Annotated in this window: 20 protein-coding genes; 14 read left to right on the top strand and 6 right to left on the bottom strand. The window is 48.9% G+C overall.

The annotated features are described in order from the left end of the window. Positions 1–185: 185 nt before the first annotated feature. Positions 186–1,076 (top strand): methylenetetrahydrofolate reductase, encoded by an 891-nt coding sequence (gene metF / locus BCT27_RS11710; protein WP_102390350.1) that lies wholly within the window; start codon positions 186–188, stop codon positions 1,074–1,076. 116 nt (positions 1,077–1,192) lie between these two features. On the opposite strand, the gene BCT27_RS11705 is transcribed toward metF, so the two are convergent. Then, complete coding sequence (locus tag BCT27_RS11705; RefSeq protein WP_017009582.1) at positions 1,193–1,765, bottom strand: PadR family transcriptional regulator; 573 nt, start codon at positions 1,763–1,765, stop codon at positions 1,193–1,195. A 352-nt stretch (positions 1,766–2,117) separates the two neighbouring features. Next, complete coding sequence (gene ppc, locus BCT27_RS11700; protein WP_102317259.1) at positions 2,118–4,748, bottom strand: phosphoenolpyruvate carboxylase; 2,631 nt, start codon at positions 4,746–4,748, stop codon at positions 2,118–2,120. Between the two features lie 472 nt (positions 4,749–5,220). Between ppc and argC the strand changes: the two genes are divergently transcribed. The 4 genes from argC (at position 5,221) to argH (ending at position 10,201) form a co-directional block, all read left to right on the top strand. Then, complete coding sequence (argC, locus tag BCT27_RS11695; protein ID WP_102395880.1) at positions 5,221–6,228, top strand: N-acetyl-gamma-glutamyl-phosphate reductase; 1,008 nt, start codon at positions 5,221–5,223, stop codon at positions 6,226–6,228. A gap of 10 nt (positions 6,229–6,238) precedes the next feature. After that, positions 6,239–7,018 carry an acetylglutamate kinase gene (argB, locus tag BCT27_RS11690; RefSeq protein WP_102317257.1) on the top strand — a complete coding sequence of 260 codons (780 nt, stop codon included), beginning with the start codon at positions 6,239–6,241 and terminating at the stop codon, positions 7,016–7,018. Positions 7,019–7,079: 61 nt separating this feature from the next. After that, positions 7,080–8,291, top strand: a complete 1,212-nt coding sequence (locus BCT27_RS11685) for an argininosuccinate synthase (protein ID WP_017009586.1) — start codon at positions 7,080–7,082, stop codon at positions 8,289–8,291. Between the two features lie 32 nt (positions 8,292–8,323). Further along, positions 8,324–10,201: an argininosuccinate lyase gene (argH, locus tag BCT27_RS11680; RefSeq protein ID WP_017016228.1), complete on the top strand. Its 1,878-nt coding sequence runs from the start codon at positions 8,324–8,326 to the stop codon at positions 10,199–10,201. Between the two features lie 48 nt (positions 10,202–10,249). On the opposite strand, the gene BCT27_RS11675 is transcribed toward argH, so the two are convergent. The 3 genes from BCT27_RS11675 to BCT27_RS11665 form a co-directional block, all read right to left on the bottom strand. Beyond that, complete coding sequence (locus tag BCT27_RS11675; protein WP_102395879.1) at positions 10,250–10,522, bottom strand: DUF3624 domain-containing protein; 273 nt, start codon at positions 10,520–10,522, stop codon at positions 10,250–10,252. 157 nt (positions 10,523–10,679) lie between these two features. Beyond that, the gene (locus tag BCT27_RS11670; RefSeq protein ID WP_102395878.1) at positions 10,680–12,131 is read right to left on the bottom strand and encodes a dihydrolipoyl dehydrogenase; all 1,452 of its coding nucleotides are present in this window, start codon (positions 12,129–12,131) and stop codon (positions 10,680–10,682) included. A 144-nt stretch (positions 12,132–12,275) separates the two neighbouring features. Next, positions 12,276–13,007, bottom strand: a complete 732-nt coding sequence (locus BCT27_RS11665; protein WP_102317254.1) for a glutathione peroxidase — start codon at positions 13,005–13,007, stop codon at positions 12,276–12,278. Positions 13,008–13,155: 148 nt separating this feature from the next. On the opposite strand from BCT27_RS11665, the gene oxyR reads away from it, so the two are divergent. Beyond that, a complete protein-coding gene (gene oxyR, locus BCT27_RS11660) occupies positions 13,156–14,058 on the top strand; it encodes a DNA-binding transcriptional regulator OxyR (protein ID WP_102395919.1) in 903 nt (300 codons plus the stop codon). A gap of 105 nt (positions 14,059–14,163) precedes the next feature. Here the strand turns inward: oxyR and BCT27_RS11655 are convergent, their stop codons facing one another. Continuing rightward, complete coding sequence (locus BCT27_RS11655; protein ID WP_102395877.1) at positions 14,164–16,674, bottom strand: penicillin-binding protein 1A; 2,511 nt, start codon at positions 16,672–16,674, stop codon at positions 14,164–14,166. A gap of 147 nt (positions 16,675–16,821) precedes the next feature. Here BCT27_RS11655 and pilM point away from each other — a divergent pair, with 147 nt between their 5' ends. From pilM to BCT27_RS11615, 8 genes are all read left to right on the top strand, one after another. After that, positions 16,822–17,766 (top strand): type IV pilus biogenesis protein PilM, encoded by a 945-nt coding sequence (gene pilM / locus BCT27_RS11650; RefSeq protein WP_102395876.1) that lies wholly within the window; start codon positions 16,822–16,824, stop codon positions 17,764–17,766. Continuing rightward, on the top strand, positions 17,750–18,337 hold the full coding sequence (locus tag BCT27_RS11645; protein ID WP_102395875.1) for a PilN domain-containing protein: 588 nt from the start codon (positions 17,750–17,752) through the stop codon (positions 18,335–18,337). The genes pilM and BCT27_RS11645 overlap by 17 nt, the downstream gene beginning before the upstream one ends. After that, entirely contained in the window at positions 18,330–18,920 is a 591-nt protein-coding gene (locus tag BCT27_RS11640) for a type IV pilus inner membrane component PilO (protein ID WP_102390343.1), read from the top strand. Before BCT27_RS11645 ends, BCT27_RS11640 begins: the two co-directional genes overlap by 8 nt. Beyond that, the gene (locus BCT27_RS11635) at positions 18,917–19,447 is read left to right on the top strand and encodes a pilus assembly protein PilP (protein ID WP_102395874.1); all 531 of its coding nucleotides are present in this window, start codon (positions 18,917–18,919) and stop codon (positions 19,445–19,447) included. The genes BCT27_RS11640 and BCT27_RS11635 overlap by 4 nt, the downstream gene beginning before the upstream one ends. Then, a complete protein-coding gene (locus tag BCT27_RS11630) occupies positions 19,444–21,183 on the top strand; it encodes a type IV pilus secretin PilQ (protein WP_241908563.1) in 1,740 nt (579 codons plus the stop codon). The genes BCT27_RS11635 and BCT27_RS11630 overlap by 4 nt, the downstream gene beginning before the upstream one ends. 282 nt (positions 21,184–21,465) lie before the next feature. Beyond that, positions 21,466–21,984: a shikimate kinase AroK gene (aroK, locus tag BCT27_RS11625; protein ID WP_026024547.1), complete on the top strand. Its 519-nt coding sequence runs from the start codon at positions 21,466–21,468 to the stop codon at positions 21,982–21,984. 30 nt (positions 21,985–22,014) lie between these two features. Beyond that, positions 22,015–23,091: a 3-dehydroquinate synthase gene (gene aroB, locus BCT27_RS11620; RefSeq protein ID WP_102317248.1), complete on the top strand. Its 1,077-nt coding sequence runs from the start codon at positions 22,015–22,017 to the stop codon at positions 23,089–23,091. Between the two features lie 30 nt (positions 23,092–23,121). After that, a complete protein-coding gene (locus BCT27_RS11615; protein WP_102395873.1) occupies positions 23,122–24,651 on the top strand; it encodes an AAA family ATPase in 1,530 nt (509 codons plus the stop codon). Positions 24,652–24,736 lie beyond the last annotated feature (85 nt).

Below are 24,736 nucleotides of genomic sequence, written 5' to 3'. Positions count from 1 at the left end.
TAAAAGCGGAGGTTAGCCCCTCCGCTTTTTTCTTTTTGAAAAATCATGATGATCAACATGAAGAAAATTCAACTAAACCAAGTTGACTTTGATATGTTCGCAAGACATCATCTAGACATATAGACGGCTAAATGGAAGTTCGTCATAAGGAATTATCGGCCGTATAGCCGAGTCAGGGAGACAGTATGGGATACTCACACGCCAGTCATTTAGACGCATTGAATCAAAATCTTACCGATTTGAACGGCGACATTAACGTATCGTTTGAATTCTTCCCGCCAAGCTCTGAAAGCATGGAACAAACCCTTTGGGCGTCTGTTCAGCGCTTGAAAACACTGCAACCTAAATTCGTTTCTGTTACTTACGGCGCAAACTCAGGCGAGCGTGACCGTACGCATTCCATCGTAAAAAGCATTAAACAAGAAACCGGCATTGAAGCTGCGCCGCACCTTACTTGTATCGACGCAAGCCGTGATGAACTGAAAACCATTGCGCGTGATTACTGGGACAGTGGTATTCGCCATATCGTTGCATTGCGTGGTGATTTGCCAGAAAAAAGCGCGAAGCCTGATATGTATGCGGCAGATTTGGTGGAATTGCTAAAAGGCGAAGCAGACTTTGATATTTCTGTCGCGGCTTACCCTGAAGTGCACCCTGAAGCACGCAGCGCACAGGCGGATTTGATCAATTTGAAGCGTAAGGTAGATGCAGGGGCAAACCGTGCGATTACCCAATTCTTCTTTGACGTTGAAAGCTACCTGCGTTTCCGTGACCGCTGTGCTGCAGCAGGTATTGATGTAGAAATCATTCCGGGCATTTTGCCTGTGTCTAACTTCAAGCAAGCCTCACGCTTTGCGAACATGACCAACGTGCGCATTCCGGGTTGGATGGCTAACCAGTTTGAAGGCCTTGATGATGACCCCGTTACACGCCAAATGGTGGGTGCAAGCCAAGCGATTGATATGATCCGCGTATTGAGCCGTGAAGGCGTGAAGGATTTCCACTTCTACACACTGAACCGTGCAGAGCATACTTACGCGCTTTGCCACACATTGGGCGTTCGTCCAAAAGCTTAAATGACATTGTTCGTCTAACGCTCAATGTTGCTTGCCATGAATTTACGCTTTGTGTGAACAGCAGAAAAAGAAAAACCGTCGATAACGACGGTTTTTTTGTAAGCAGTGAATATGATTTAACGCATGGCCAACTTGGGTTCTAGCACAGAGGCTTCCATGGCGTTCAATTCAATCAATACTTCTTCAGCCCAGGTTAACCAAGCTTCCTTACGCAAAATATTTCGACGTAGCGTCAGGCGCTCAAGGCGTCCATCTCGCGTTAGAAGCGCAGAATCAGCATAGTGATTCTTTTCCAGATCGCGGTATTGGCTCAGCTGGAGACGCGACTCATCGATCAATGCATGCATATGCTGGATCATAGGCGCAGGTTCAAAAAGGCTGCAAGTGAGAAGCTTTGCAGACACTTCATCGCGGTCAGTTGGGTGTTTAGCGGGTAACAAGAACCACTCATACAAACTTTGTCTGCCGATGTCCGTGATGGAATAGACTTTGCGATCAGGTTTGCCGTCTTGAGGTTCGAGTTTGCAGCTAACAGCGCCCATATCTGCGAGTTTATTAAGTTCGCGATACACTTGCTGGTGGCTGGCTTTCCAGAATTGACCGATGGCGTTAGAAAACTCTTTGGTTATATCGTAACCAGTAGCATCCCGGTGACTTAGTACCGTGAGAATTACGTGTGGTAGTGACATCTCTTCTATCCAAAATCATAAAAAGGCGATCCGGTGCCCTGGGATGTCGCTCTTTGGCGAGTTTGTTTATTCCACAAAACTGGGCGGATCGAAACGTATCCAACGCCCTCGCTGTGTCCCTTGCCAACGTCGTATCCAAAAATGGCGCGGATACTGAAAAAGACACAGTACGTGGGAATCAGAACGGTTATTTACCGTCGTTGCTGCCCTGCGATGTGCTATGTATGCACATCGTCTAAGCACTTCAACATATTAATAACATTATCAATGCGACAACAATGGAAAAAGACTCACGGAAAATAAAAAAGGCTGCAAGAATGCAGCCTTTCTTATTTTTGGAACATTTTCTCATTTATCCGGTGTTGCGCATACCTGCAGCAATACCTGCGATGGTGACCATCAGCGCATCATCCAATGCGGATGTTTCACCTTCAGTTGCGCGTGTACGACACAACAGTTCAGCTTGAAGCATGTTCAATGGCTCTACGTAGATGTTACGCAGGCGAATGGCTTCAGCGCCCCACGGATTTTGCTCCATGAGATGATCACTGTTTTCAACCATCAACACCGCTTTGATGTCTTGGTTTAGGCGTTCACGTAATTGCTCACCCAGAGGCCAAAGCTCTTTATCAACCAACTTCTCATCGTAGTATTTAGAGATAGAAGGACTGGTTTTGGTGAAGACCATTTCCAACATGCCAAGACGTGTTGAGAAGAATGGCCATTCACTGCACATTTCTTCCAATTGCTTGAGGTGGCCATGGTCGATAGAGAATTGAATCGCTTGTCCAGCGCCTAACCATGCCGGTAATAGAAGACGGTTTTGGCTCCACGCGAAAATCCAAGGAATGGCACGTAGGCTTTCAACGCCGCCCGTTGGATTACGTTTTGCAGGACGCGAACCCAAAGGCAGTTTACCAAGCTCTAGCTCTGGTGTGGCTGAGCGGAAGTAAGGAACGAACTGAGAATGACCACGAACGATGTCACGGTATGCTTCGCATGACACTTCGCTCAAGGTTTCCATCAGATCGCGCCATTCTTGTTTTGGCTCTGGTGGTGGCAGCAAGTTTGCTTCGAGAATAGCACTCGCGTAAAGGTTGAGGCTGTTAGTCGCAACGTCTGGCAGACCCAGTTTGAAGCGAATCATCTCGCCTTGTTCTGTGACGCGAAGGCCGCCTTTCAAGCTGCGTGGTGGTTGAGATAGCAATGCTGCGTGTGCAGGTGCACCGCCACGACCAATGGAGCCGCCGCGACCGTGGAACAGCACCAAATCAACGCCAGCGTTTTCACAGACGCTAACCAAGGCTTCCATGGCTTTATATTGCGCCCAGCCAGCCGCCATCACACCTGCGTCTTTTGCAGAATCTGAGTAGCCGATCATGACCATTTGGAAGTTTTGGATAAAACCGCGGTACCAATCAATGCTCAGCAACTGATTGATCACGGATTCAGCATTGTTCAAATCCTCTAGGGTTTCGAACAGTGGACACACGTCCATGCGGAACTGACAGCCTGCTTCTTTCAGCAGAAGGTGTACAGCAAGGACATCCGATGCCGTGCGTGCCATTGAGATAACGTAAGAGCCTAATGCTTCACGCGGTTGCTGCGCGACCACACGGCATGTTTCAAGCACTTCTTGTACGTCGTCAGACGGTTCCCAGTTACGCGGGAGAAGAGGGCGCTTCGAGCTTAGCTCGCGGATCAGGAAGGCTTGTTTGTCTTGCTCACTCCATTGGCTGTAATCGCCCATGCCTAGGCAGCGGGTGATTTCAGACAGTGCATTGGCGTGACGGGTACTTTCTTGGCGAATGTCCAGCTTGATAAGGTTCACGCCGAAACATTGAATACGGCGAAGCGTATCAAGCAGTAAACCATCAGCAATGATGCCCATGCCGCATTCATGCAGTGATTGGTAACACGCGTGTAGCGGCGTCCAAAGCTGGTCAATGTGCGTCAGGATGTCTTTATCTTCTGCGCGCTGACCTTTGATTTTCGCATCGAGGTAATCAAGGGTGTTGGTCAGCGTTTTACGCAGGGATTTTAAAATTGCGCGGTACGGTTCGTGTTCGTCACCCGCCATTGCGCGAACCACGTCATTACAACGGGTCATCGACAATTCACTGATGAGCTCTTGAATGTCGGTCAGGTAAAGGTCTGCGGCTTTCCAACGAGAAAGAAGCAACACTTCACGGGTCACGTCAGAGGTCACGAACGGGTTGCCATCGCGGTCACCGCCCATCCAGCTTGAAATCTGAATCGGTGATGCATCGACAGACAGGCCGCGGCCAATGTGACTTTTTAGCTTGAGGTCGAATTGACGAAGGAACTCAGGCACGGCTTGCCACAAGCTATTTTCGATAACGGCATAGCCCCACTTGGCTTCATCAAGCGGTGTTGGGCGTTGCTGGCGAATAACGTCAGAATGCCAAGCCTGTGCGATAAGTTGCTCGAGGCGAAGTTCTGTTTTATTGCGCTCACTATAAGAAATGTCACCCAGCTCTAGCTTAGAAAGGCATTTATTGATTTGCACGAGCTTATGAATGGTTGTACGACGAGCAATTTCCGTTGGGTGCGCCGTCAATACCAACTCTATTTTCAGGTCATCAATCGCTTTCTCTGTGTCAGCAGGCGAAATGTCGCTACCTTTTAGGCGTTGGAATAATCCGTCTAGCGCATCTGGGCTACAAACGGTTTCTTCGCAGTGGCGAGAGACTGAGTGGTATTGTTCTGCGATGTTGGTCAAGTTCAAGAACTGACTAAAAGCGCGAGCAACAGGAAGAAGTTGATCGTTAGGTAGGCTTTGAAGCACATCGATCAGTTTTGCATGATCGTCGTCGTTTCCTGCAGAGGCAGATTTTGAGAGCTTACGGATCTCTTCTACCTTTGCCAGCAATTCGTCACCGTGGGCATCCTTGATGGTGTTTCCCAACAGGTGACCAAGCATGCTGACGTTGCTTTTTAGCGCGTCGTACTTGTCATTCATAAGGCATCCATTTCGTAACTTTGTTACATCCAAATTGCAATCATAGTCACTCAATCTAGCCAATATACGACCCTAAGGTCAATCATCCATGCGTCGAATTGTCGACTTTTTGTCGTTCATCCCAGTGCTAGCAAGGCACACAGCGAGATGTAACAAAATTACAACTGAAAGTGGCAGAAAACGCCGAATTTGCGTTGCATCCAGCCTTTGTGTTTTTTGTTTGTACAAAGAGTTGACATTAGTCACTTATCGCGATAAAAAGCACATATAAATTCATATTAAATGAATAACAATTAAAAAATTCGCTCATGGATGCAGTGAAAAGGTACGATACGATGATGGATTATTACTCACAGACCCCTCTTCTACGACGACGCCGACGTTAATTTAACGCCGGGTGACGCGCACCCCTCCCGCAGCTGAGCGAGCTGAAACACAACTATTCTCTACCGATTACATAAACGGATTTTCCATGTTAAAGACTGTGATTGTCGGCGCTAGTGGCTATACCGGTGCCGAGCTGACCAAAATGGTCCATCTACACCCAGAGCTTGAGCTCGCTGGGTTATACGTATCGAAAAACAGTGCCGATGCCAACACACCTATCAGTGACCTTCACGGTCAATTGAAAGGGCTGATTGATTTACCGTTACAGCCTTTAGCTGACGTTGATGCCATCGCAAAACATGCTGACGTTGTGTTGTTAGCAACAGCCCATGAAGTGAGCCATGATTTGGCGGCTTCTTTCCTTGCGCAGGGTTGTAAAGTGTTTGACCTGTCTGGCGCATTCCGCGTGAAGTCCGGTGATTTCTACACCACCTATTACGGCTTCGCACATACCTTCCCTGAATTGCTTGATCAAGCGGAATACGGCCTTGCTGAATGGAATGCAGATGCCATTGCGTCGGCGGATTTGGTTGCCGTGCCGGGATGTTACCCAACGGCCTCTCAATTGGCATTAAAACCGCTTATTGATGCTGGGCTGCTTGATGATGTTCAGTGGCCAGTTATTAGCGCTGTGAGCGGCGTGTCTGGCGCGGGTCGCAAGGCGTCAATGACCAACAGTTTTTGTGAAGTGAGCCTGCATGCGTATGGGGTGTTCACACACCGTCACCAACCTGAGATTTCTGCGCATCTTGGTCGAGAAGTTATCTTTACGCCGCACCTTGGCAACTTCAAACGCGGTATCCTAGCCACCATCACAGCAAAGCTTGCTGAAGGTGTTGATGAAAGTGCGGTAACACAAGCTCTTGAGAGCGCGTATGCCAATCAACCTTTGGTTCGTCCATTAGGTGCAGGCCAAAGTGCAAAACTGCAATCTGTTCAAAACACGGGCTTTTGCGACATTGGTTGGTCTGTGAAAGGGCAGCATGTGGTGCTTACCTCGGCGATCGACAATCTATTAAAAGGTGCTGCAAGCCAAGCGATGCAGTGCATAAACATTCGTTTCGGCTTTGCGCCTCTAACGGCGATCGTTTAGGAGAGTGGTGATGAGTTTACGTCCTTTAGTAGTAAAGCTAGGCGGTGCAGCGCTTTCTTGTGAAGAAACACTCGAGAAACTGTTCAATGCCATCAGTGAATATAAAGAATCTGCGCACCGTGAATTGGTCGTGGTTCATGGTGGTGGCTACTTGGTTGATGAGCTCATGAATGGCCTCAACTTGAAAGTTGAAAAGAAACAAGGCCTGCGTGTCACACCGAGCGACCAAATCAATGTGGTGGCCGGTGCACTTGCAGGAACAGCAAATAAATTGCTTCAGGGGCAAGCGGTAAGAAGCGGCATTAATGCCGCGGGTTTGAGCCTTGCTGACGGTGGCCTTTGCCAAATTACACAACTGGATCCTGAATTGGGTTGTGTCGGTAAAGCAGCACCGGGTAATTCTGCACTTTTGCAGGCGATTTTAGCGACAGGTTGTGTGCCTATCATCAGCTCAATTGGCTTGGATGATAACGGACAACTGATGAACGTGAATGCTGACCAAGCTGCGGTAGCGGTTGCTGCTGCGTTAGATGCGGAGTTGGTATTGCTGTCAGACGTTAGTGGCGTTTTGAACGGCAAAGGTAAATTGATGACGACGCTTGATGTAGCGTTGGCAGATGAACTGATTGAAAGCGGTGTCATTACTGATGGCATGATCGTGAAGGTAAAAGCAGCATTTGAAGCTGCTGAAGCACTGGGTCGCCCGATTGAAGTGGCGAGCTGGCGTTACCCCGATAAGCTGGCCGAGCTATTTAGCGGCAACAGCATTGGCACCCGTTTTACCCTTTAAATAAATTACTGAAGTTGACCGCCTGTACTGACCGTCAGAGCGGCACACAAGGAGAAGTAACATGAGCAATATCAAAAAAGTCGTACTCGCATATTCTGGCGGTCTTGATACGTCGGCAATCATTCCATGGCTGAAAGAGAACTATGACTGTGAAGTTATTGCGTTCGTTGCCGATGTGGGCCAGGGCGAAGAAGAGCTGGTTGGCATTGAAGAGAAGGCGATAGCATCGGGTGCATCAGCGTGTTACATCGCTGACTTGAAAGAAGAAATGGTGGCTGAGTACATCTACCCAAGCCTGAAGACCGGTGCAGTTTACGAAGGTAAATACCTGCTAGGTACGTCAATGGCGCGTCCAATCATCGCGAAAGCACAAGTTGAGTGTGCATTGGAAGTGGGTGCAGATGCACTGTGCCACGGTTGTACCGGTAAAGGTAACGACCAAGTCCGTTTTGAAAGTGCGTTCGCGGCACTGGCTCCACAACTTAAAGTGGTTGCACCTTGGCGTGAGTGGGATCTACGTAGCCGTGAAGCGCTACTGGATTACCTTGCGGAGCGCAACATTCCTTGTACTGCAAGCCTTGAGAAAATCTACAGCCGTGATGCAAACGCATGGCACATCTCAACCGAAGGCGGCGTACTTGAAGACACTTGGAACCAACCAAACGAGCTTTGCTGGGTGTGGACTGTGGATCCAGAGCAAGCACCAGACCAATCTGAAACTGTCTCTCTATTGGTAGAGAAGGGCGAAGTGGTTGCGGTTGATGGCGAGAAAATGTCGCCGTACCAAGTACTGACGACCTTGAATGAAAAAGGTGCGCGTCACGGTGTTGGCCGTATCGACATCGTTGAGAACCGCCTGGTCGGCATGAAGTCTCGTGGTTGTTATGAAACCCCAGGGGGCACCATCATGATGGAAGCGCTTCGTGGTGTTGAACAATTGGTACTGGACAAAGATTGTTTTGAATTCCGTGAAGAATTAGGCCTAAAAGCCTCGCATCTCATTTATGATGGCCGCTGGTTTACGCCGCTTTGCAAATCTATTCTAGCTGCCGCAGATTCTCTGGCTGAATCCGTTACGGGTGAAGTTGTGGTGAAACTGTACAAAGGACAAGCTACAGTAGTGCAGAAGCGTTCGCTTAACAGCTTGTATTCGGAAGAGTTTGCTACCTTCGGTGAAGATGATGTTTACGATCACAGCCATGCGGGTGGTTTCATCCGTCTTTACTCGCTGTCGAGCCGCATTCGCGCGCTAAACGAAAAAAAACAAAAATAGACAGGAAGCAATAAGGGTAAGGAGACGGAAATATGGCGTTATGGGGCGGAAGGTTTAGTCAAGCAGCCGACATTCGATTTAAGCAATTCAACGATTCGTTGCGTTTTGACTATCGCCTCGCGGAGCAAGACATCATTGGCTCTATCGCTTGGTCTAAAGCGCTGCGCTCGGTCGGTGTTCTCACCGAGGTAGAGCAGCAGCGTCTTGAGCTCGCATTGAACGAGCTCAAATTGGCGGTAATGGAAGATCCAGAGCAGATTCTTCGCTCTGATGCTGAAGATATTCATAGTTGGGTGGAGCAACAACTGATCGCGCGAGTGGGCGATTTAGGTAAGAAGCTTCACACCGGACGTTCGCGTAACGATCAGGTCGCGACGGATTTGAAACTATGGTGTCGCCAGCAAGGTCAGCAGCTTCTCCTTTCTCTTGATAAGTTACAAAACCAAATGGTGCAGGTGGCGTCTGTGCATCAAAGCACGGTGTTGCCGGGTTATACCCACTTACAACGTGCGCAACCTGTGACATTTGCACATTGGTGTTTGGCCTATGTGGAAATGCTTGAGCGTGATTACTCACGTTTGAGCGATGCACTCAACCGCCTTGATACCTGCCCATTGGGCTCAGGTGCATTGGCGGGAACGGCATACCCTATCGATCGTGAAGCGCTGGCGCACAGCTTAGGCTTCCGCCGCGCGACCCGAAACAGCTTAGATTCTGTCTCTGACCGTGATCATGTGATGGAACTGATGTCTGTAGCGTCAGTGTCCATGCTTCACCTGTCGCGTATGGCAGAGGATCTGATCTTCTATAACTCTGGCGAATCTAACTTCGTTGAGTTAGCGGATACCGTGACGTCAGGTTCATCCTTGATGCCACAGAAGAAAAACCCCGATGCGCTTGAATTGATTCGTGGTAAGACGGGCCGTGTTTACGGCGCAATGTCTGCGATGATGATGACAGTGAAAGCCTTGCCGCTTGCGTACAACAAAGACATGCAAGAAGACAAAGAAGGCTTGTTTGATGCGTTAGATACATGGCATGACTGCTTGGAAATGGCGGCACTGTGTTTTGACGGCATCAAAATCAACAAAGATCGTACGCTTGAAGCTGCGATGCAGGGCTACTCGAACGCAACAGAGCTTGCGGATTACTTGGTTGCTAAAGGCATTCCTTTCCGTGAAGCCCACCACATTGTCGGTGTCGCGGTCGTCGCGGCCATCGAAAAAGGGTGTGCATTGGAAGAACTGTCACTGGAAGAGATGAAACAATTCTCCTCTGTGATTGACGATGATGTTTACCCGATCTTGACCATTGAATCCTGTCTTGAGAAGCGCTGCGCCCTTGGTGGCGTTGCACCCAATCAGGTTGAATTCGCCATAAGTTACGCAGAGAAGCGTTTAGAAAAACGTTACTCACCGCGCGTGAAGGTACGCGGTGCGCGTTTGACGGATTTGGATGCCATTGAAGGCATGGTGGTGTACTGGGCGGGCTTGGGTGAAAACCTACCGCGAGAGCGTAACGAGCTGGTGCGTGATATTGGTTCGTTTGCGGTTGCAGAACACCAAGGCGAAGTCACCGGTTGTGCTTCTTTGTATGTGTATGACTCTGGTTTGGCTGAAGTGCGTTCACTGGGTGTAGAAGCCGGTTGGCAGCATCAAGGACAGGGCAGTGCGATTGTCGAACACTTGCTGAAAAAAGCGGGCAACATGGCCATCAAGAAGGTGTTTGTGTTAACCCGTGTGCCTGAGTTCTTCATGCGAATGGGCTTTATTCCAACGTCGAAATCTTTGTTGCCAGAGAAAGTGATGAAGGATTGTGACCGTTGCCCACGCTTGCACGCGTGTGATGAAGTGGCACTAGAATTCACTTACGACCAAGATCGTTTGATTGCAAAGTCTAACGTCGCGTAATCGCAGTTCGCTTTGCGAATAGCGCAAAAGGCGTGTGAGAAAGAAAAATTACTGAACCGGCCTTGTGCCGGTTTTTTCTTTGTCAGGTAGCGGTTTTCGAAATGGCATCACAATAAGGTGCAATGCGAGTAACCCAGCACTCGCCCCCGCAGCAAACAAGATCGAAATGGACTCGACGGATTTAGGGGCATCACTGAACCCGACAAACCATATTGGCCAAAGCACCACATTCATTACCGCGAGTTGCATCATGCAGCGCTTACAACGACCCAGTTTGGCGCTGAGAGATATTGCGGGATCTTTACAGGTGCGGCAGCTCATCGGAACTCTCTAAGGCAGTGTGGGGCTCGGGTTGATGTTCCTAAAGATAATCAGTTGTTGGGTTTCTCGCAATACGAGGGATCAAATCCTCGCCATAAAAAAGCCCCCCGCAAGCGGAGGGCAAAAACACTATGTAGTGTTGGCAAGGGGTGGTGAATTAACAGCCTGGACCGCAATCCAAGCAGTGTTTAATCATTTCAGGGCCTAAGTGCAGCTTGGCATTTAGGTCTCGAAGGGCGGTGCGGACACCTTCTTCAATCACAGGATGGTAGAACGGCATGTCTAGCATCTGTGAAATCGTCATTTTGTTTTGATGCGCCCAGGCAAGCAGGTGTGCAAGGTGCTCTGCGTTCGGGCCCATCATTTCTGCACCTAAGAAGCGGCCAGTGCCTTGTTCGCCATAGACGTTCAATACACCTTTATTTCTCAGCATCACACGTGAGCGACCTTGGCCTTCGAAAGAGACGGTGCCTGTTTCAAAGCACCCACACGTCCCTAAGCGTGTTGTGATTTCTTTATAGGTTTCACCGACCATCGCGATTTGAGGATCAGAGAATACCGCTGAAATCTTGCTGCGACGCAATCCAGCACGAATGTCAGGGAAGCGGCCCGCGTTATCACCGGCGATTCGACCTTGGTCTGCAGCTTCATGCAACAACGGCAATTGGTTGCTGGCATCACCTGCGACGAAAATAGACGCAACGCTGGTTTGCATGGTGTATGGGTCGGCAGTAGGGACACCGCGGGCATCAAGTTCCATGCCTGTGTTTTCGATGTCGAGTTTGTCGACATTCGGACGACGGCCAGTTGCTGCTAATACATAATCAACGGCGATACGTTGGGTTTCACCCTGTTTGTCGATGTAGCGAATATGGACGTTATCGCCTTCGCGCACCATTTCTTCGACTTTTGCGTCTGGGTCTAAATAGAATTCTTCGTTAAAGGTTTTGTCGGCATATGCCATGACAGTGGGGTCGGTAAGAGGGCCAACTTGTCCACCTACGCCAAACATCACCACGTCGACACCAAGGCGCTTAAGGGACTGCCCTAGTTCAAGGCCAATCACACCCGGGCCGAATACCGCCACCGATTCTGGTAAATCGTCCCAATCAAACACATCGTCGTTTACGATGAGGCGATCACCCAGATCATTCCAAGGGGCAGGCCATGCTGGGCGAGAACCTGTTGCGATAACAATGCGTTTTGCTTCAATACGAGTGTGATCGTCAACAACTAAGGTGTTGTCATCAACGAATTTGGCATAACCTGCGATTTTGTCTTCCGCAGGAATGTCATCCACACCTTCCAGTACAAAACCTACGAAGCGGTCACGTTCGCGTTTGACGCGATCCATCACTTCACGACCGTTGATCAGGGTTTCGCCTTGAGGATGAATACCAAAACCAGGCGCTTTTTCAATGTGGTGGACCGCTTCAGCGGCTGCAATCAGCAATTTTGATGGCATGCAACCAACACGCGCACAGGTTGTGCCGTAAGGGCCGCCTTCAATCATGACGACATTGTCAGCATGTGCTTTTGCCGCGCGATACGCGCCAAGACCTGCGGTACCACCACCAATGATTGCCACATCAACGTTTAGGGTTTTCATGTTATTACTCCAGACGAACGCATTATGTTACCCAAATTTAAGGTGCAGAAAGTCAGCCACCGCAGCTTTGTCATGTGGGTAGAAAGTGTGTATTAAACGATTGATTGGGAAAGCAGGGCGGCGATTGCCGCCCTGTATGGAGGATTAAGCGAGGTAAGTTTCTAACTCTTCGCTACCGCCGATATGTTTACCGCCGATGAAGACTTGCGGTACTGTAGAGCGGCCTGTTACAGCACGTAGGCTCACAGTGGTGGCATCCTGGCCCAAAATCACTTCTTCGAACTGTAGCTTGTTATCAATCAACAGTTGCTTCGCTTTCGCACAGAATGGGCAACCTGGTTTGCTGAATACAGTAATTGATTCTTGCAGCTTGTGGTTCGGTGCAAGGAAGTTCAGCATGGTGTCAGCATCAGACACTTTGAACGGGTCGCCTGGCTCGTTTGGTTCGATGAACATTTTCTCAACCACGCCGTCTTTCACCAGCATGCTGTAACGCCATGAGCGCTCACCGAAACCGATATCGTTCTTTGGTACAGCCATGCCCATACCGCGAGTGAAATCGCCGTTACCGTCTGGAATGAATCGGATGTTTTCTGCTTCTTGGTCAGCTTTCCATGCGTTCATTACGAAGGTGTCGTTAACGGATACACAAAGTACTTCGTCTACACCGTACTCTTGGAATACTGGGAACAGTTCGTTGTAGCGTGGTAAGTGGCTAGAAGAACAGGTTGGTGTGAATGCGCCTGGAAGGCTGAACACGACCACTGTTTTGCCTGCGAACAGTTCTTGTGTGGTCACATTTACCCATGCGTCGCCCTGACGGGTTGGGAAAGTAACGCTCGGTACGTTTTGACCTTCTTTATTTACAAGTTCCATGTTGTTACCCCTTGAATATTATTCTTTAAGTCGTTTTCTAAACCCGGTGTTCCCGGTTGATGTAGCTATATTAGTGTTTTAAGACTGGATAGTTCTAATTGATTGGGTTTATCATTTCAATAAGTAAAATCTATCAATGGAGCAAGCAGTGAACATTCGCGATCTCGAGTATCTGGTGGCGTTGTCTGAACACCAGCATTTTAGAAAAGCGGCAGAGGCTTGCTTTGTCAGTCAACCTACTCTTAGTGGTCAAATTCGTAAACTGGAAGATGAGTTAGGTGTGGCATTACTTGAACGCACTAGCCGTAAAGTCCTGTTTACCGATGCGGGTATGTCGCTTGTTAAGCAAGCTCAGAAGATCCTGATGGAAGTGAAAGTGCTGACAGAAATGGCGAGCCAGCAAGGCGAAGACATGTCTGGGCCGCTGCACATCGGCTTTATTCCTACCGTCGGTCCGTATTTGTTGCCACACATCGTGCCTGCACTGAAAGAAGCCTTTCCGGAGTTAGAGCTTTTCCTTCACGAAGCACAAACCCACCAACTGGTTCAGCAGTTGGAAGAGGGCAAGCTGGATTGTTTGATCCTTGCGTCAGTGCGGGAAACCGAACATTTCAAAGAGATCCCGCTTTATCATGAGCCGATGATCCTTGCTGTGCCTGAAAGTCACCGTTGGGCAGATGAAGCGGAAATCCCAATGCCAAAACTGCAAGGCGAAACCTTGCTGATGCTGGCGGATGGGCATTGTTTGCGTGACCAAGCGATGGGTTTTTGTTTTGCTGCAGGTGCACATGAAGATTTACGATTCAGAGCGACGAGCCTAGAAACGCTGCGAAACATGGTGGCGGCTGAAACCGGCATTACCTTGCTGCCGAAGCTTTCTGTGCCGGACACGCTGCGTCGAGATGGTGTGGTGTACATTAAAGCGGTAGACCCTGAGCCGCAGCGTCTGATTACGCTAGATTACCGCCCAGGTTCGCCGTTAAGAGCACGCTACGAGAAGCTTGCCAGCATCATTAGCGAAACCATGAGCGGGCACTGTAACGCTGCTTAGGTGGCTATCTGCATAGATTCGTAAATGCATCTCGCATCAATGCAGATATAGCAGAAATGAAAAAGGCGCTTGATAGCGCCTTTTTGCTTTTTTACGCCGAGAGGCTTAGAACAGCTCTTCGCCTTCGCTTTCGTAGATATTGCCGCTACTTGCTGCAGCAGAAACATAATCTTTCGGCTCCGAGCCTTTTTCGAAGTACTCGAACATAGAGCTGCCATCTGTTTTGCGGGTAAGCAAACCGGTGTCGCGATCAATGCGGACTTTCACTATTCCTGATGGCGTCACTTTACGTTGCTCCGGCACATCCGCGACGGCATCAACCATAAAATCGATCCATGCAGGTTGCGCTGTTTTCGCGCCGGCTTCCGCCCCTGCAATTTGCTCTTTGCCAAGATTTGCGTTGTTTGACGTGCGACCTAGGTTACGTGAGTGGTCATCAAATCCAACCCAAACCGTTGCAACCAAACCAGGTGCGAAGCCTGAATACCATGCATCTTTCGAATCGTTGGTGGTTCCGGTTTTACCGCCAATGTCACGTCGGTTTAACGGTTTTTGCGCTCGCCAGCCAGTGCCGTTCCAACCTGTTCCACTGCGCCAGCTACCGCCACCCCAAATGTTGGCTTCTAGCATTTCACGCACGAGGAAAGCGTTTTGCTCGCTGATCACTTGCGGTGCAAACGACGGTTCGTTTTCCATGTCTGCGGTTTGATCAAGCAGGTTTTCTTCTTCCTGAAGGTTGTCTGAATCTCGCTTGTTCACCACAGCATCGCAATGCTCACGACAAATGGTTTGTGGGTTCGCAACGAAAAGTGGTTCGCCAAATGGGTCATCCACTTTGCTGATGTAGTAAGGCTTGAGGTAGTAACCGCCATTGGCAAACACGCTAAAGCCTTGTGCGACTTCCATTGGCGTTAAGCTGCCCGCTCCCAATGCCAAGGTTTCAGAACGCGGCAAATCGTTGCGTTTGAAGCCAAAGCGCGTCAGAAAATCAATAGACTCATCAAGGCCAACACGACGAAGCACGCGCACTGCCATCACGTTTTTAGATTGTGCGAGGCCGATACGAACACGTGTTGGACCCGTGTACGTTGGTGGTGAGTTCTTAGGACGCCATGCTGTCCCTTGGCTTGAATCCCAGCGGTTGATCGGCGCGTCGTTCACGAGTGTTGCCAACGTCATGCCTTGATCAATTGCTGCAGAATAGATAAATGGTTTGATCCCCGAACCGACTTGACGGACGGATTGGGTTGCACGGTTAAATTTGCTGTGGACGAAGTTAAACCCACCAACCAACGCTTTGACGGCACCGTTTTCTGGCGACAGTGCCACCATGGCGGTGTTTGCATCTGGTACCTGGCTTAGGTGCCAATCTTCACCGATTTGCTGTACCCAAATTTGCTCGCCAGCATTGAGCACATCACCGGCACGTTTTGGCGCGCGGCCTTGGCGTGTATCCGTGACATAGCGACGTGCCCATTTCATGCCGTCCCAAGGAAGCGCCACAACGTCGCCTGTTTCCAGTTCAACGTTGGCCGTTTTCTCTTCAACCTTAACAACAACCGCTGGCTTTAATTCGCCATAGCTTGGTTGTTTTTTCAGGTGTGCTTGGATCTTGTCGGCATCCCATGCTGCACTTTTCTCTCCCCACAAAGTGGCAACTGCACCGCGATAGCCGTGGCGTTGGTCGTAAGACAAGAGGTTAGAAATGGCAGCATGTTGCGCCGCATTTTGAAGACGAGAATCGACGGTGGTGTAAACCTTCATGCCTGACTCGTATACGCCTTCACCATATGTTTCAACCGCCCAAGAGCGCGCCAATTCCGCCACATAAGGGGCGCTGAGTTCAATTTCGGCACCGTGGTAACGAGAAAGGATGGTCTCGTTTTTAGCTTGCTCATATTCAGAGCGGGTGATGTAGCCTTCGGTCAGCATGCGACCAAGCACGACATTGCGGCGTGTTGTTGCACGATCTACCGAATAAAGGGGGTTCATCGTAGAGGGGGCTTTTGGCATTCCTGCAAGGGTCGCAATCTCACTCAACGTGAGCTGATCGAGGCTTTTTCCGAAGTAAACACGTGCTGCAGCACCGAAGCCGTAAGAGCGGTATCCCAAGAAGATTTTATTGACATAGAGCTCCATTATTTCCGGTTTGGAAAGAAGCTGCTCGATGTGGATCGCAATAAATATTTCTTTGATTTTACGCATTATTTTCTTTTCGTTAGAAAGGAAGAAATTACGCGCAAGTTGTTGGGTAATGGTACTGGCACCTTGTTTTGCCGAGCCGGACATGGCGACGACAAGCGCAGCTCGCGTGATACCGATTGGGTCGATACCAGGGTGCTCATAAAAACGGCTGTCTTCGGTGGCAATCAGTGCATCGATCAGATCTTGAGGGATCTCATTATAGGTCACTGGAATTCGACGCTTCTCGCCAAATTGAGAGATGAGCTTTCCATCCACACTGTAAATTTGCATTGGGGTTTGGAGTTCTACGTCCTTCAGCGTGGCTACATCTGGTAGCTCTGGCTTGACGTACAGGTAGAACCCGAAAATTGTACCCACTCCAAGTAATATGCAAATTATTGCAAGGATAAGCAGTCGCTTAATGAACTTCACTAGATATTTCCCGTAACGTTTTTTGTCGAGCTGTTCAATAGATTAGTGTCGTTAGTATAAAGATAACTGAACAAAAAATATCGACCCTGCTGAGAGAACTTTCAAAAAAGTTACTTGATGCTGACTTTTAAGAAGGTGTCATTTCAGATGTTTGGTCAAACCACGGCATTAGGTATCGAGTTTGGTTCGCATGCAGTCAGAGCTGCACTGATTCAAAAGCATGGCGATTTATATCGCGTGAATGCCTTGGTGTCAGAAAAGTATGGCGGCAATTCTCTTACTGATGCATTGCGCCTGTTAAAAAAGCGACTTCGCAAAGACATTAAAACACCTTGGCAGTGGCCTTCTCGGCAAGTCTTAGGTGTGCCACAGAGCAAGGTCGTCCTCAAAAGAATCGCCATACCGACAGATTTACCAGAAAACGAACAATACATTCAGGTCGGCATGATGTTGGCTGAAAGCCTCGGCCTGCCCATGGATGAGCTTTTGTACGATTATCGCGTGTTGCCCAATGGAGAAGGTGTTGAGGTGTATGCGTGTCGAAAAGTGACGCTGAAAGATTCGCTCGATGCGTTGTCAGAAGCTGGGTTTCATTTGTCCGTTATAGAGCTTCAAGCGCATGCACTCATGCGGTTGCATCAGCATCACAGCGTAAAAGGCGAAGCGGCGGGAACGGAATTGTTTGTCGATATCAGTCATGAACGCATACAAATATGCCTCGGTGATAACTTTTCTGACCCCTTCTTTCGGGAGTTGCCCCTGCCCAACGAGAGCTTGGGTGCAGATTCCTTGCTAGGGCGCAATCGGTATGCCGAAACGCTTGCCGATACTATCCAAAGACAATATCAGCTCGCGGCGACTCAGTTTCCGGGTAAACACGCGTCGCATTTGATGTTATCGGGAGAAGGGCTTTCTGATGTGGATGTTCTCCATTTAGAAGCGCACCTCCCTTGGCAGGTCGAGACGTTCAATCCTTTGATGACGATGTCACTCTCTCAACAATTGGTAGAAGGGTTGGACGAGCCACCTTCAACTTGGACGACGGCCATTGGGTTGGCATTGCGCGGGATGGAAGATGCGACAGTCAATTAACTTACTGCCGTGGCGAAAAACGTATCGCCTCAAACAAAGACGACTATTTTTCAATCATATGGGGGCGGCAGCTTTTAGTGTGGCCATTTTGCTTGGCGGAGCATTTTGGTATGCCAATGTACAAATTGAGCGTCAAGAAGCTCGGAATGCGCGTATTCAGCAAGAAACCATCACCTTGAATCAAACGCTAAAACGTTTTTCAAAAAAAGCAGTGGAAAGAGAAGAGCTTCAACGTCGTCTGATACTCGTGAATTCACTCCAGCAGCAAAGAAACAACTCAATACTGTTATTCAATCTACTGCCTGAAATCACACCGGAAGGGGTCGTGCTGGACGATGTGTCTTTAACGTCTGGTAAAGTCACGTTACGAGGGCGCAGCCGGTCCAATGCCCAACTGGCAACGCTGTTAGCGCTGCTTGAAACCCACGCGGGTGCAACCCATGTCCAGATGCATTCCATCGTGAATAACGCCAGCGAAGACCAAATGGTGGCGAAGCAATTCAGCGCCACGTTTGAGTTGGTAGGTTTTATCCTTCCAAGTTTACCTGTGGAGGCGAAGAAAAATGGCTGACTGGCGTGATTGGGATCTTGATGAAATCCCTGAATGGTCCGCAACGGCACAAAATGTTCTGCTGGGCCTCTTTTCTGTTGTGGCACTTGTTGCCGGGGCATTTTTGGTGGTGATGCCACTTTTAGATGACGTGACGTTAGCGAAACAAGAAGAGAGTCTATTGCGGACCCAGTTTCGGATAAAAGCGGAAAAGGTGGCAGCTTTACCGGATGTGGAAGAGCAGATCAACGAACTGCAATCTTTCTACGATCACCTTGCATTGCAACTCCCTGCGGAAGATGAGCTTGCTCTGTTGCTGGCAGGTATTAATGACACTGGACTTCAGTTCAATTTGAACTTTGAAAATTTGAGCTGGAAGGATGGGGAAAAAGTCGGTTGGCTCTATCAAGTGCCTCTTGAAATGGAGCTGTCGGGGCGGTATCACGAGATAGGCCACTTCTCAGCTGCTCTCGCAAGAATGCCGCGCATTGTCGCGTTGCAAGATTTTCAGTTGTCACGACTCAAGGATAAAAATGGCGAGTTGATGTTCTCTGTATCCGCTCATACCTATCGTTATATCGGCGGACAAGGAGAAGCGCGATGAAACGTGTTTCCCTATGGATGATGGCGCTGGCTCTTTCCGGCTGTGGCGGTGATAGAGGCAATGACGACTTAGAGCGCTTTATCAGTAAAACCTATGCGTCGGCTGAAGTCACTGCTACGCCGTTACCCCCTAAACCGAGTTTCTCTCCGCTAGCGTATGCGCCACTCGTGAAAACCGATCCTTTTGTGTTGCCAATGGCGATGGAAGAGGAAGCGTTGGCGCAAGGCGATTGCTGGCAACCAGAAGAGTTAGCGACGAATGATCCGCTTGAACGCTTTGAGCTGTCGTCATTGACGTTTAAAGGGGTGATCGGTGCACCAGGCAGTTATTGGGCGTTGGTGTCATCGCCGGACAACAGTATTCACCGTGTTGGCATTGGTCGCATGCTTGGCAGCAATCGCGGACGTGTGGATAGCATCAGTCAGCAAACGCTATCGCTGACAGAGCACCTGCCTGATGGGTTGGGGTGTTGGCAAGTAAGAAACGTCAGATTGACACTTAATAACAAACATAAGGGCACAGAATGAAAAGCCAGAGGAAGGGATGCCAAGGCAAGCTGATAAAAAGGGGGCAGGTTTTAAGCGTTGCATCACTATTCTTCTTTTATTCCTTTGCAATAGCAGCCAATGAGTTACAGCAGATTGATGTCAGTGAAAATGAAAAAGGCAGCACGTTGTTTTCATTGATCTTGGCTGAAAATACAGTGGTTACCAACTTTACAAAGAACAAACAAAACTTAGAAATCAGCCTTAAAGACACGCAGGTGATTGATAATCTTGTGGGTTCAAAAAGCCTTGAGGGGCTAAGCAAAACCGCATTGTCGATGGTGGTGGAGTCTCGCGATGATGATGTTTGGTTAAACATAGCAACGCAAAATGATTACGCGTATGACTACTACCAAACCAGCAATGTATTGACCGTGGAGCTATCGCCGCAGGCCACTGTTGTTAAGGGTAAAACAACTAAAAACAAAGCCACATCAGGCAATTCTCGCATCTCCATCAATTTCCAAGATATTCCTGTTCGTTCCGTGCTGCAGATGGTTGCTGAGCACAATGGCTTCAACTTGGTGGTGTCTGACAGTGTGGATGGTAGCTTAACCCTACGTCTTGATGATGTACCGTGGCAGAAAGCGCTGGATACCATCTTGAAAGTGAAAGGGTTAGATAAGCGCGAAACGGGCAATATCTTGTTGGTCGCTCCCAAAGCAGAGTTGGATGAACAAGAACGTTTGGTGCTTGAAAAGCGTCGCCACGAAAGGGAGCTTGCGTCATTGCGCTCTGAAGTGATTCAGATTAAATATGCCAATGCGGAAGATCTTAAAACCCTACTCGATGGCGGTGGCGACGATGAAGAAGATGAAGGCATTAGTTTGTTATCAGAACGCGGCAGCTTGGCGTTTGATGTGAGAACTAACTCACTGGTGATTAAAGATCTTTCTGACAATATCGAGATTGTTAAGTCGCTGATTGAGATACTGGATGTTCCGGTTGAGCAAGTTGAAATTGAAGCGCGGATTGTGACTGTCGAAGAAGGTGTATTGGATGAAATCGGCGTTCGCTGGGGCGTCACGAATACAAATGGCAGCTTTTCAACCAGCGGGTCAATTGAAGGCCAAGGGCAGCAATTTGGGGATGCTGACTCTGGAGGCGAAGGTTCCAGTAGTGTGAACGATATGCTGAACGTCAACCTCGCTGCAACCAGCATCAATGCGCCTAGTGTGGCTTTCCAAGTAGCGAATCTGGGTAAGAACCTTCTCTTAGACTTGGAGCTATCTGCGTTACAAGCGGAATCAAGTGCTGAAATCATTTCGAGTCCGAGATTGCTTACGACGAATAAGCGAGCGGCTTACATTGAGCAAGGAACGGAATTACCGTATCTAGAAGCATCATCCAGTGGTGCTGCTGCCGTGTCATTTAAAAAAGCAGTACTCAGCCTTTCCGTGACGCCTCAAATCACACCTGACAACAAACTGGTTCTGGATTTGGAAGTTACACAGGACAAACCAGCAGGCTCTGTTGTAGCTGGTGGAGGTGAGGCTATGGCCATTAGTACGCAACGTATTGGTACTCAGGTATTGGTAAATGACGGCGAAACCGTGGTTCTCGGTGGGATTTATCAACATGAAATGACAGAGAAAGTGGATAAGGTGCCATTGCTGGGAGATATTCCTGGGCTGGGTCAACTCTTTCGTCGTGACTATGAAAATATGACCAAACGAGAGCTATTAATCTTTGTAACGCCTCGGATCATCACTCAGTAAATGTATAGCCTTCATGCGGTTAAAAGCATAATTTGAAGGAAAAGACCAAAATGGCTGCAAACGAGACCAAACGTCTGTTTCAGCCATTTTTCCTTTCAAACATCGGGCCTTATAGAATTTAAACTGACGCTTGGGTGTATTTTAAGTTGCCAACAGGCATAGTGACCTGAGATAATTTTTGGTCTGATCACGAATTATCTGTGAGGAAATTGGCGCCTCGGGCTTTCGATTACGAGCCTGCGGGCGGTGTTGTTTTCATTAACCGCGCGTAAACTGCTTAAAATGGCTGAAAAACGAAATATCTTTCTTGTAGGTCCAATGGGGGCTGGCAAAAGCACAATTGGTCGTCACCTTGCTCAGCAACTACACATGGAATTTTTTGACTCGGACACCGTGATCGAAGAACGCACTGGTGCTGATATCGCATGGGTATTTGATGTAGAAGGTGAAGAGGGGTTCCGCGACCGCGAAGAGAACGTCATTAACGATCTGACCCAAAAGCAGGGTATCGTTTTGGCGACCGGTGGTGGCTCCATCAAGAGCAAAGAGAGCCGCAATCGTCTGTCTGCTCGTGGCATCGTGGTATATCTAGAAACCACGATTGAAAAACAATTGGCACGTACTCAGCGTGACAAAAAGCGTCCGTTACTCCAAACCGAACAACCTCGTGAAGTTCTGGAAGAGCTAGCTGGCGAACGCAATCCTTTGTACGAAGAGATTGCTGACTATGTGGTTCGCACGGATGATCAAAGCGCCAAAGTGGTTGCTAATCAGATCATTGAGTTGCTAGAAGATCACTAAGCACTAAATCTCGACGCAAAAAGGTATTCCATGGAAAGGATTGACGTAAACCTGGGCGATAGAAGTTACCCTATCTCTATTGGGGCCGGATTGTTATCTGATCCCGCCTTCTTTACTGACGCTCAGGGCCGTCAGGTTGTGGTGGTGACAAATGAAACCATCGCACCTTTGTATGCTGAAAAGCTCATGGATACCTTGAAAGAAGCTGGCGGCATGCCAGCTTTGCTCTCACTGCCTGATGGTGAGCAGTACAAAACCCTCGACACGTTTAATGTCATCAATACTTTCTTGCTTGAAGGTAACTACGCCCGCGATGTGCTTATCGTTGCTTTGGGTGGTGGTGTGATTGGTGATGTTGTTGGTTTTGCTGCCGCTTGTTACCAGCGCGGTGTTGATTTCATTCAAGTTCCTACCACATTACTTTCCCAAGTTGATTCGTCTGTTGGCGGTAAAACCGCAGTAAATCACCCTCTCGGGAAAAATATGATCGGCGCATTTTATCAACCTAAAGCTGTGGTGATTGACATCGATGTGATGGCAACCCTTCCCGAGCGAGAATTCGCAGCGGGCATCGCAGAAGTGATCAAATACGGCATCATTACAGATTTACCTTTCTTTGTGTGGTTGGAAGAAAACCTTGATGCATTAAACACTCTCGACGCAGATGCGTTGGTTTATGCCATCAAGCGCTGTTGCCAAATCAAGGCAGACGTCGTTGCTGAGGATGAAAAAGAATCTGGTGTTCGCGCACTGTTGAATCTTGGCCATACGTTTGGGCATGCGATTGAAGCTGAGATGGGGTACGGCAACTGGTTGCATGGAGAAGCTGTTGCTGCAGGTACCGTCATGGCTGCGCAAACCGCTCATCTTCAACAACTACTTTCGCAAGAAGATGTTAGCCGTATCACTTCCTTGCTTGAAAATGCAAAACTCCCCGTGAAAGCACCCGCCACCATGGACTATGATGCCTTTATCAAGCACATGAAACGCGACAAAAAAGTGCTTTCCGGGCAACTACGATTTGTTCTGCCAACCTCGATTGGAACGGCGGAAGTGGTTGCGAACGTTACTACCGAGACGCTTGCAGAGGTCATTGCGACACGTTAAGCGGGTTTGTATATGACAGGCTCCCACGACATGATTGCGTTGGATTTGGACACCCAGATCCAACTTTTGTCTAGAATTCAATTTCTTACTCGATTTAGTTCTAACCTTGTCCAAGTGACAGGTGAATCTGGCGCAGGTAAAACCTGGCTGAGTGAGCGCTATCTCGAAAATTGGGCAAACGAGCCCAATCAATCTCTCCTAATTTGTAATCCCAGCCAACAGGATGCGCAGCACCGTGCCATCATCCTGCGCCAAATTGTGCGCGATGGTGTGTTCAACGAAAACGATTCAATGCTGCAAAGCCTTGAGTACATGCTCGAAGGCCAAAATATCCATACCTTGATTGTCATTGACGAAGCACACCGATTGAGTGCGACGTTAATCGCAGAGCTTTGGGCGTTGGTGACAGAAGCGCAGCAGCGTGAAAACTGGCAAATCAACGTATTACTGTTTAGCTTGCGTGGGAAGTTGAATAAATGGCTACAGAAAGTCTCGTATGGTCAAGGGGTTAAACCGCTTGAGCTTGAGGTTAGCCCGCTCGCAGAAAACGAACGGGAAATGTTTATTGAAGTTATGATGGTGAGTCGCCAACTTGATGCGGCACAGCGACGCGCACTTAAACAAAAAGCCGCACTATTGCCAGCTTTACCCGGTGCCCTGAAAGGGCTCGAGCAACAGGAGACATCTTCGATGGAAGAGAAAAAACGTCGTTCGTTACTCCCTTTACTGATATTAGCCTTCCTCTTGCTGGTTGCGGGGGCTGGCATTGTTTGGTGGACGCTGACACAGCAATCTACGGAAAACGTAGAAGCAACAAACGTCATTCCTGATGGCGTGAAAGAGTTGTCAGAGTTGCTCGATGAAAAAGAAGCTGAAATGGCCAAGCAAAATGCTGCCGAAGCACAAGGTAGCGAGGCAACAGTGCTGAATGCCGATGCCATTGATGACAATATTTCCTTGCCTGAAGATCCAACGGTGGAAGGCATGACGGTGGGTCGCCGTGATGAAAACCGCCGTATCGTGGTGCCAGACCGTGTGGTTGATGCCATTATCGACGACCAAGCCATTGGTGGCGATGGAACAGCTGCCGTTGATGAAGCCTTGATCCCTGAGCTTGCAGAGCAAAACCAAGTGCCAGCAACGCCCGCCTCTGAAAATACTCAGGCGGCAGCATCAGCATCAGCGACAACGCAAGAGCAGGCCGACAATGCGCAGCAGACACCTGAGCCACTCGCACCGGCACCTCAAGCGGTGAGTGTGACACTTTCAAACACTGAATTATTGGCAGTCTCTGATACGCGCTACGCCTTGCAACTTGCGGCATTACAGTCAAAAGCGGCCGTGGATGATTTCCTCCAGCAGTACGGCATCGAAAATACAGCGCGTGTTTACGAGACGGTACGTAACGACGAAGCGTGGTACATGATTCTTATTGGGGATTACCCATCGGTGAATGCCGCGCGACGCGCTGAGCTGGAATTGTCAGCCAATGTTCGTCGTTTGACTCCTTGGGTGAAATCATTTGCGCAAATCCATAAAGAGATTGCGCTTGCCAACTAACCTTACCTTCACTTTGATTGGGGCGTGAATTTACGCTGATTGATGGCTAAAAATGAGATACAATCCGCCCCCTTTCAAGCAGCAG

Origin of the sequence: Enterovibrio norvegicus (assembly GCF_002876705.1) — a bacterium.
Taxonomy (GTDB): domain Bacteria; phylum Pseudomonadota; class Gammaproteobacteria; order Enterobacterales; family Vibrionaceae; genus Enterovibrio; species Enterovibrio norvegicus_B.
The sequence above is the reverse complement of the archived record's forward strand: the minus strand, read 5'-3'. Positions and strand labels throughout refer to the sequence as shown.

Excerpts from the sequence above, each read along its gene's own strand:
- metF (WP_102390350.1), top strand. The coding sequence starts at position 186 with ATGGGATACTCACACGCCAGTCATTTAGACGCATTGAATCAAAATCTT.
- BCT27_RS11705 (WP_017009582.1), bottom strand. The coding sequence starts at position 1,765 with ATGTCACTACCACACGTAATTCTCACGGTACTAAGTCACCGGGATGCT.
- ppc (WP_102317259.1), bottom strand. The coding sequence starts at position 4,748 with ATGAATGACAAGTACGACGCGCTAAAAAGCAACGTCAGCATGCTTGGT.
- argC (WP_102395880.1), top strand. The coding sequence starts at position 5,221 with ATGTTAAAGACTGTGATTGTCGGCGCTAGTGGCTATACCGGTGCCGAG.
- argB (WP_102317257.1), top strand. The coding sequence starts at position 6,239 with ATGAGTTTACGTCCTTTAGTAGTAAAGCTAGGCGGTGCAGCGCTTTCT.
- BCT27_RS11685 (WP_017009586.1), top strand. The coding sequence starts at position 7,080 with ATGAGCAATATCAAAAAAGTCGTACTCGCATATTCTGGCGGTCTTGAT.
- argH (WP_017016228.1), top strand. The coding sequence starts at position 8,324 with ATGGCGTTATGGGGCGGAAGGTTTAGTCAAGCAGCCGACATTCGATTT.
- BCT27_RS11675 (WP_102395879.1), bottom strand. The coding sequence starts at position 10,522 with ATGAGCTGCCGCACCTGTAAAGATCCCGCAATATCTCTCAGCGCCAAA.
- BCT27_RS11670 (WP_102395878.1), bottom strand. The coding sequence starts at position 12,131 with ATGAAAACCCTAAACGTTGATGTGGCAATCATTGGTGGTGGTACCGCA.
- BCT27_RS11665 (WP_102317254.1), bottom strand. The coding sequence starts at position 13,007 with ATGGAACTTGTAAATAAAGAAGGTCAAAACGTACCGAGCGTTACTTTC.
- pilM (WP_102395876.1), top strand. The coding sequence starts at position 16,822 with ATGTTTGGTCAAACCACGGCATTAGGTATCGAGTTTGGTTCGCATGCA.
- BCT27_RS11645 (WP_102395875.1), top strand. The coding sequence starts at position 17,750 with ATGCGACAGTCAATTAACTTACTGCCGTGGCGAAAAACGTATCGCCTC.
- BCT27_RS11640 (WP_102390343.1), top strand. The coding sequence starts at position 18,330 with ATGGCTGACTGGCGTGATTGGGATCTTGATGAAATCCCTGAATGGTCC.
- BCT27_RS11635 (WP_102395874.1), top strand. The coding sequence starts at position 18,917 with ATGAAACGTGTTTCCCTATGGATGATGGCGCTGGCTCTTTCCGGCTGT.
- BCT27_RS11630 (WP_241908563.1), top strand. The coding sequence starts at position 19,444 with ATGAAAAGCCAGAGGAAGGGATGCCAAGGCAAGCTGATAAAAAGGGGG.
- aroK (WP_026024547.1), top strand. The coding sequence starts at position 21,466 with ATGGCTGAAAAACGAAATATCTTTCTTGTAGGTCCAATGGGGGCTGGC.
- aroB (WP_102317248.1), top strand. The coding sequence starts at position 22,015 with ATGGAAAGGATTGACGTAAACCTGGGCGATAGAAGTTACCCTATCTCT.
- BCT27_RS11615 (WP_102395873.1), top strand. The coding sequence starts at position 23,122 with ATGATTGCGTTGGATTTGGACACCCAGATCCAACTTTTGTCTAGAATT.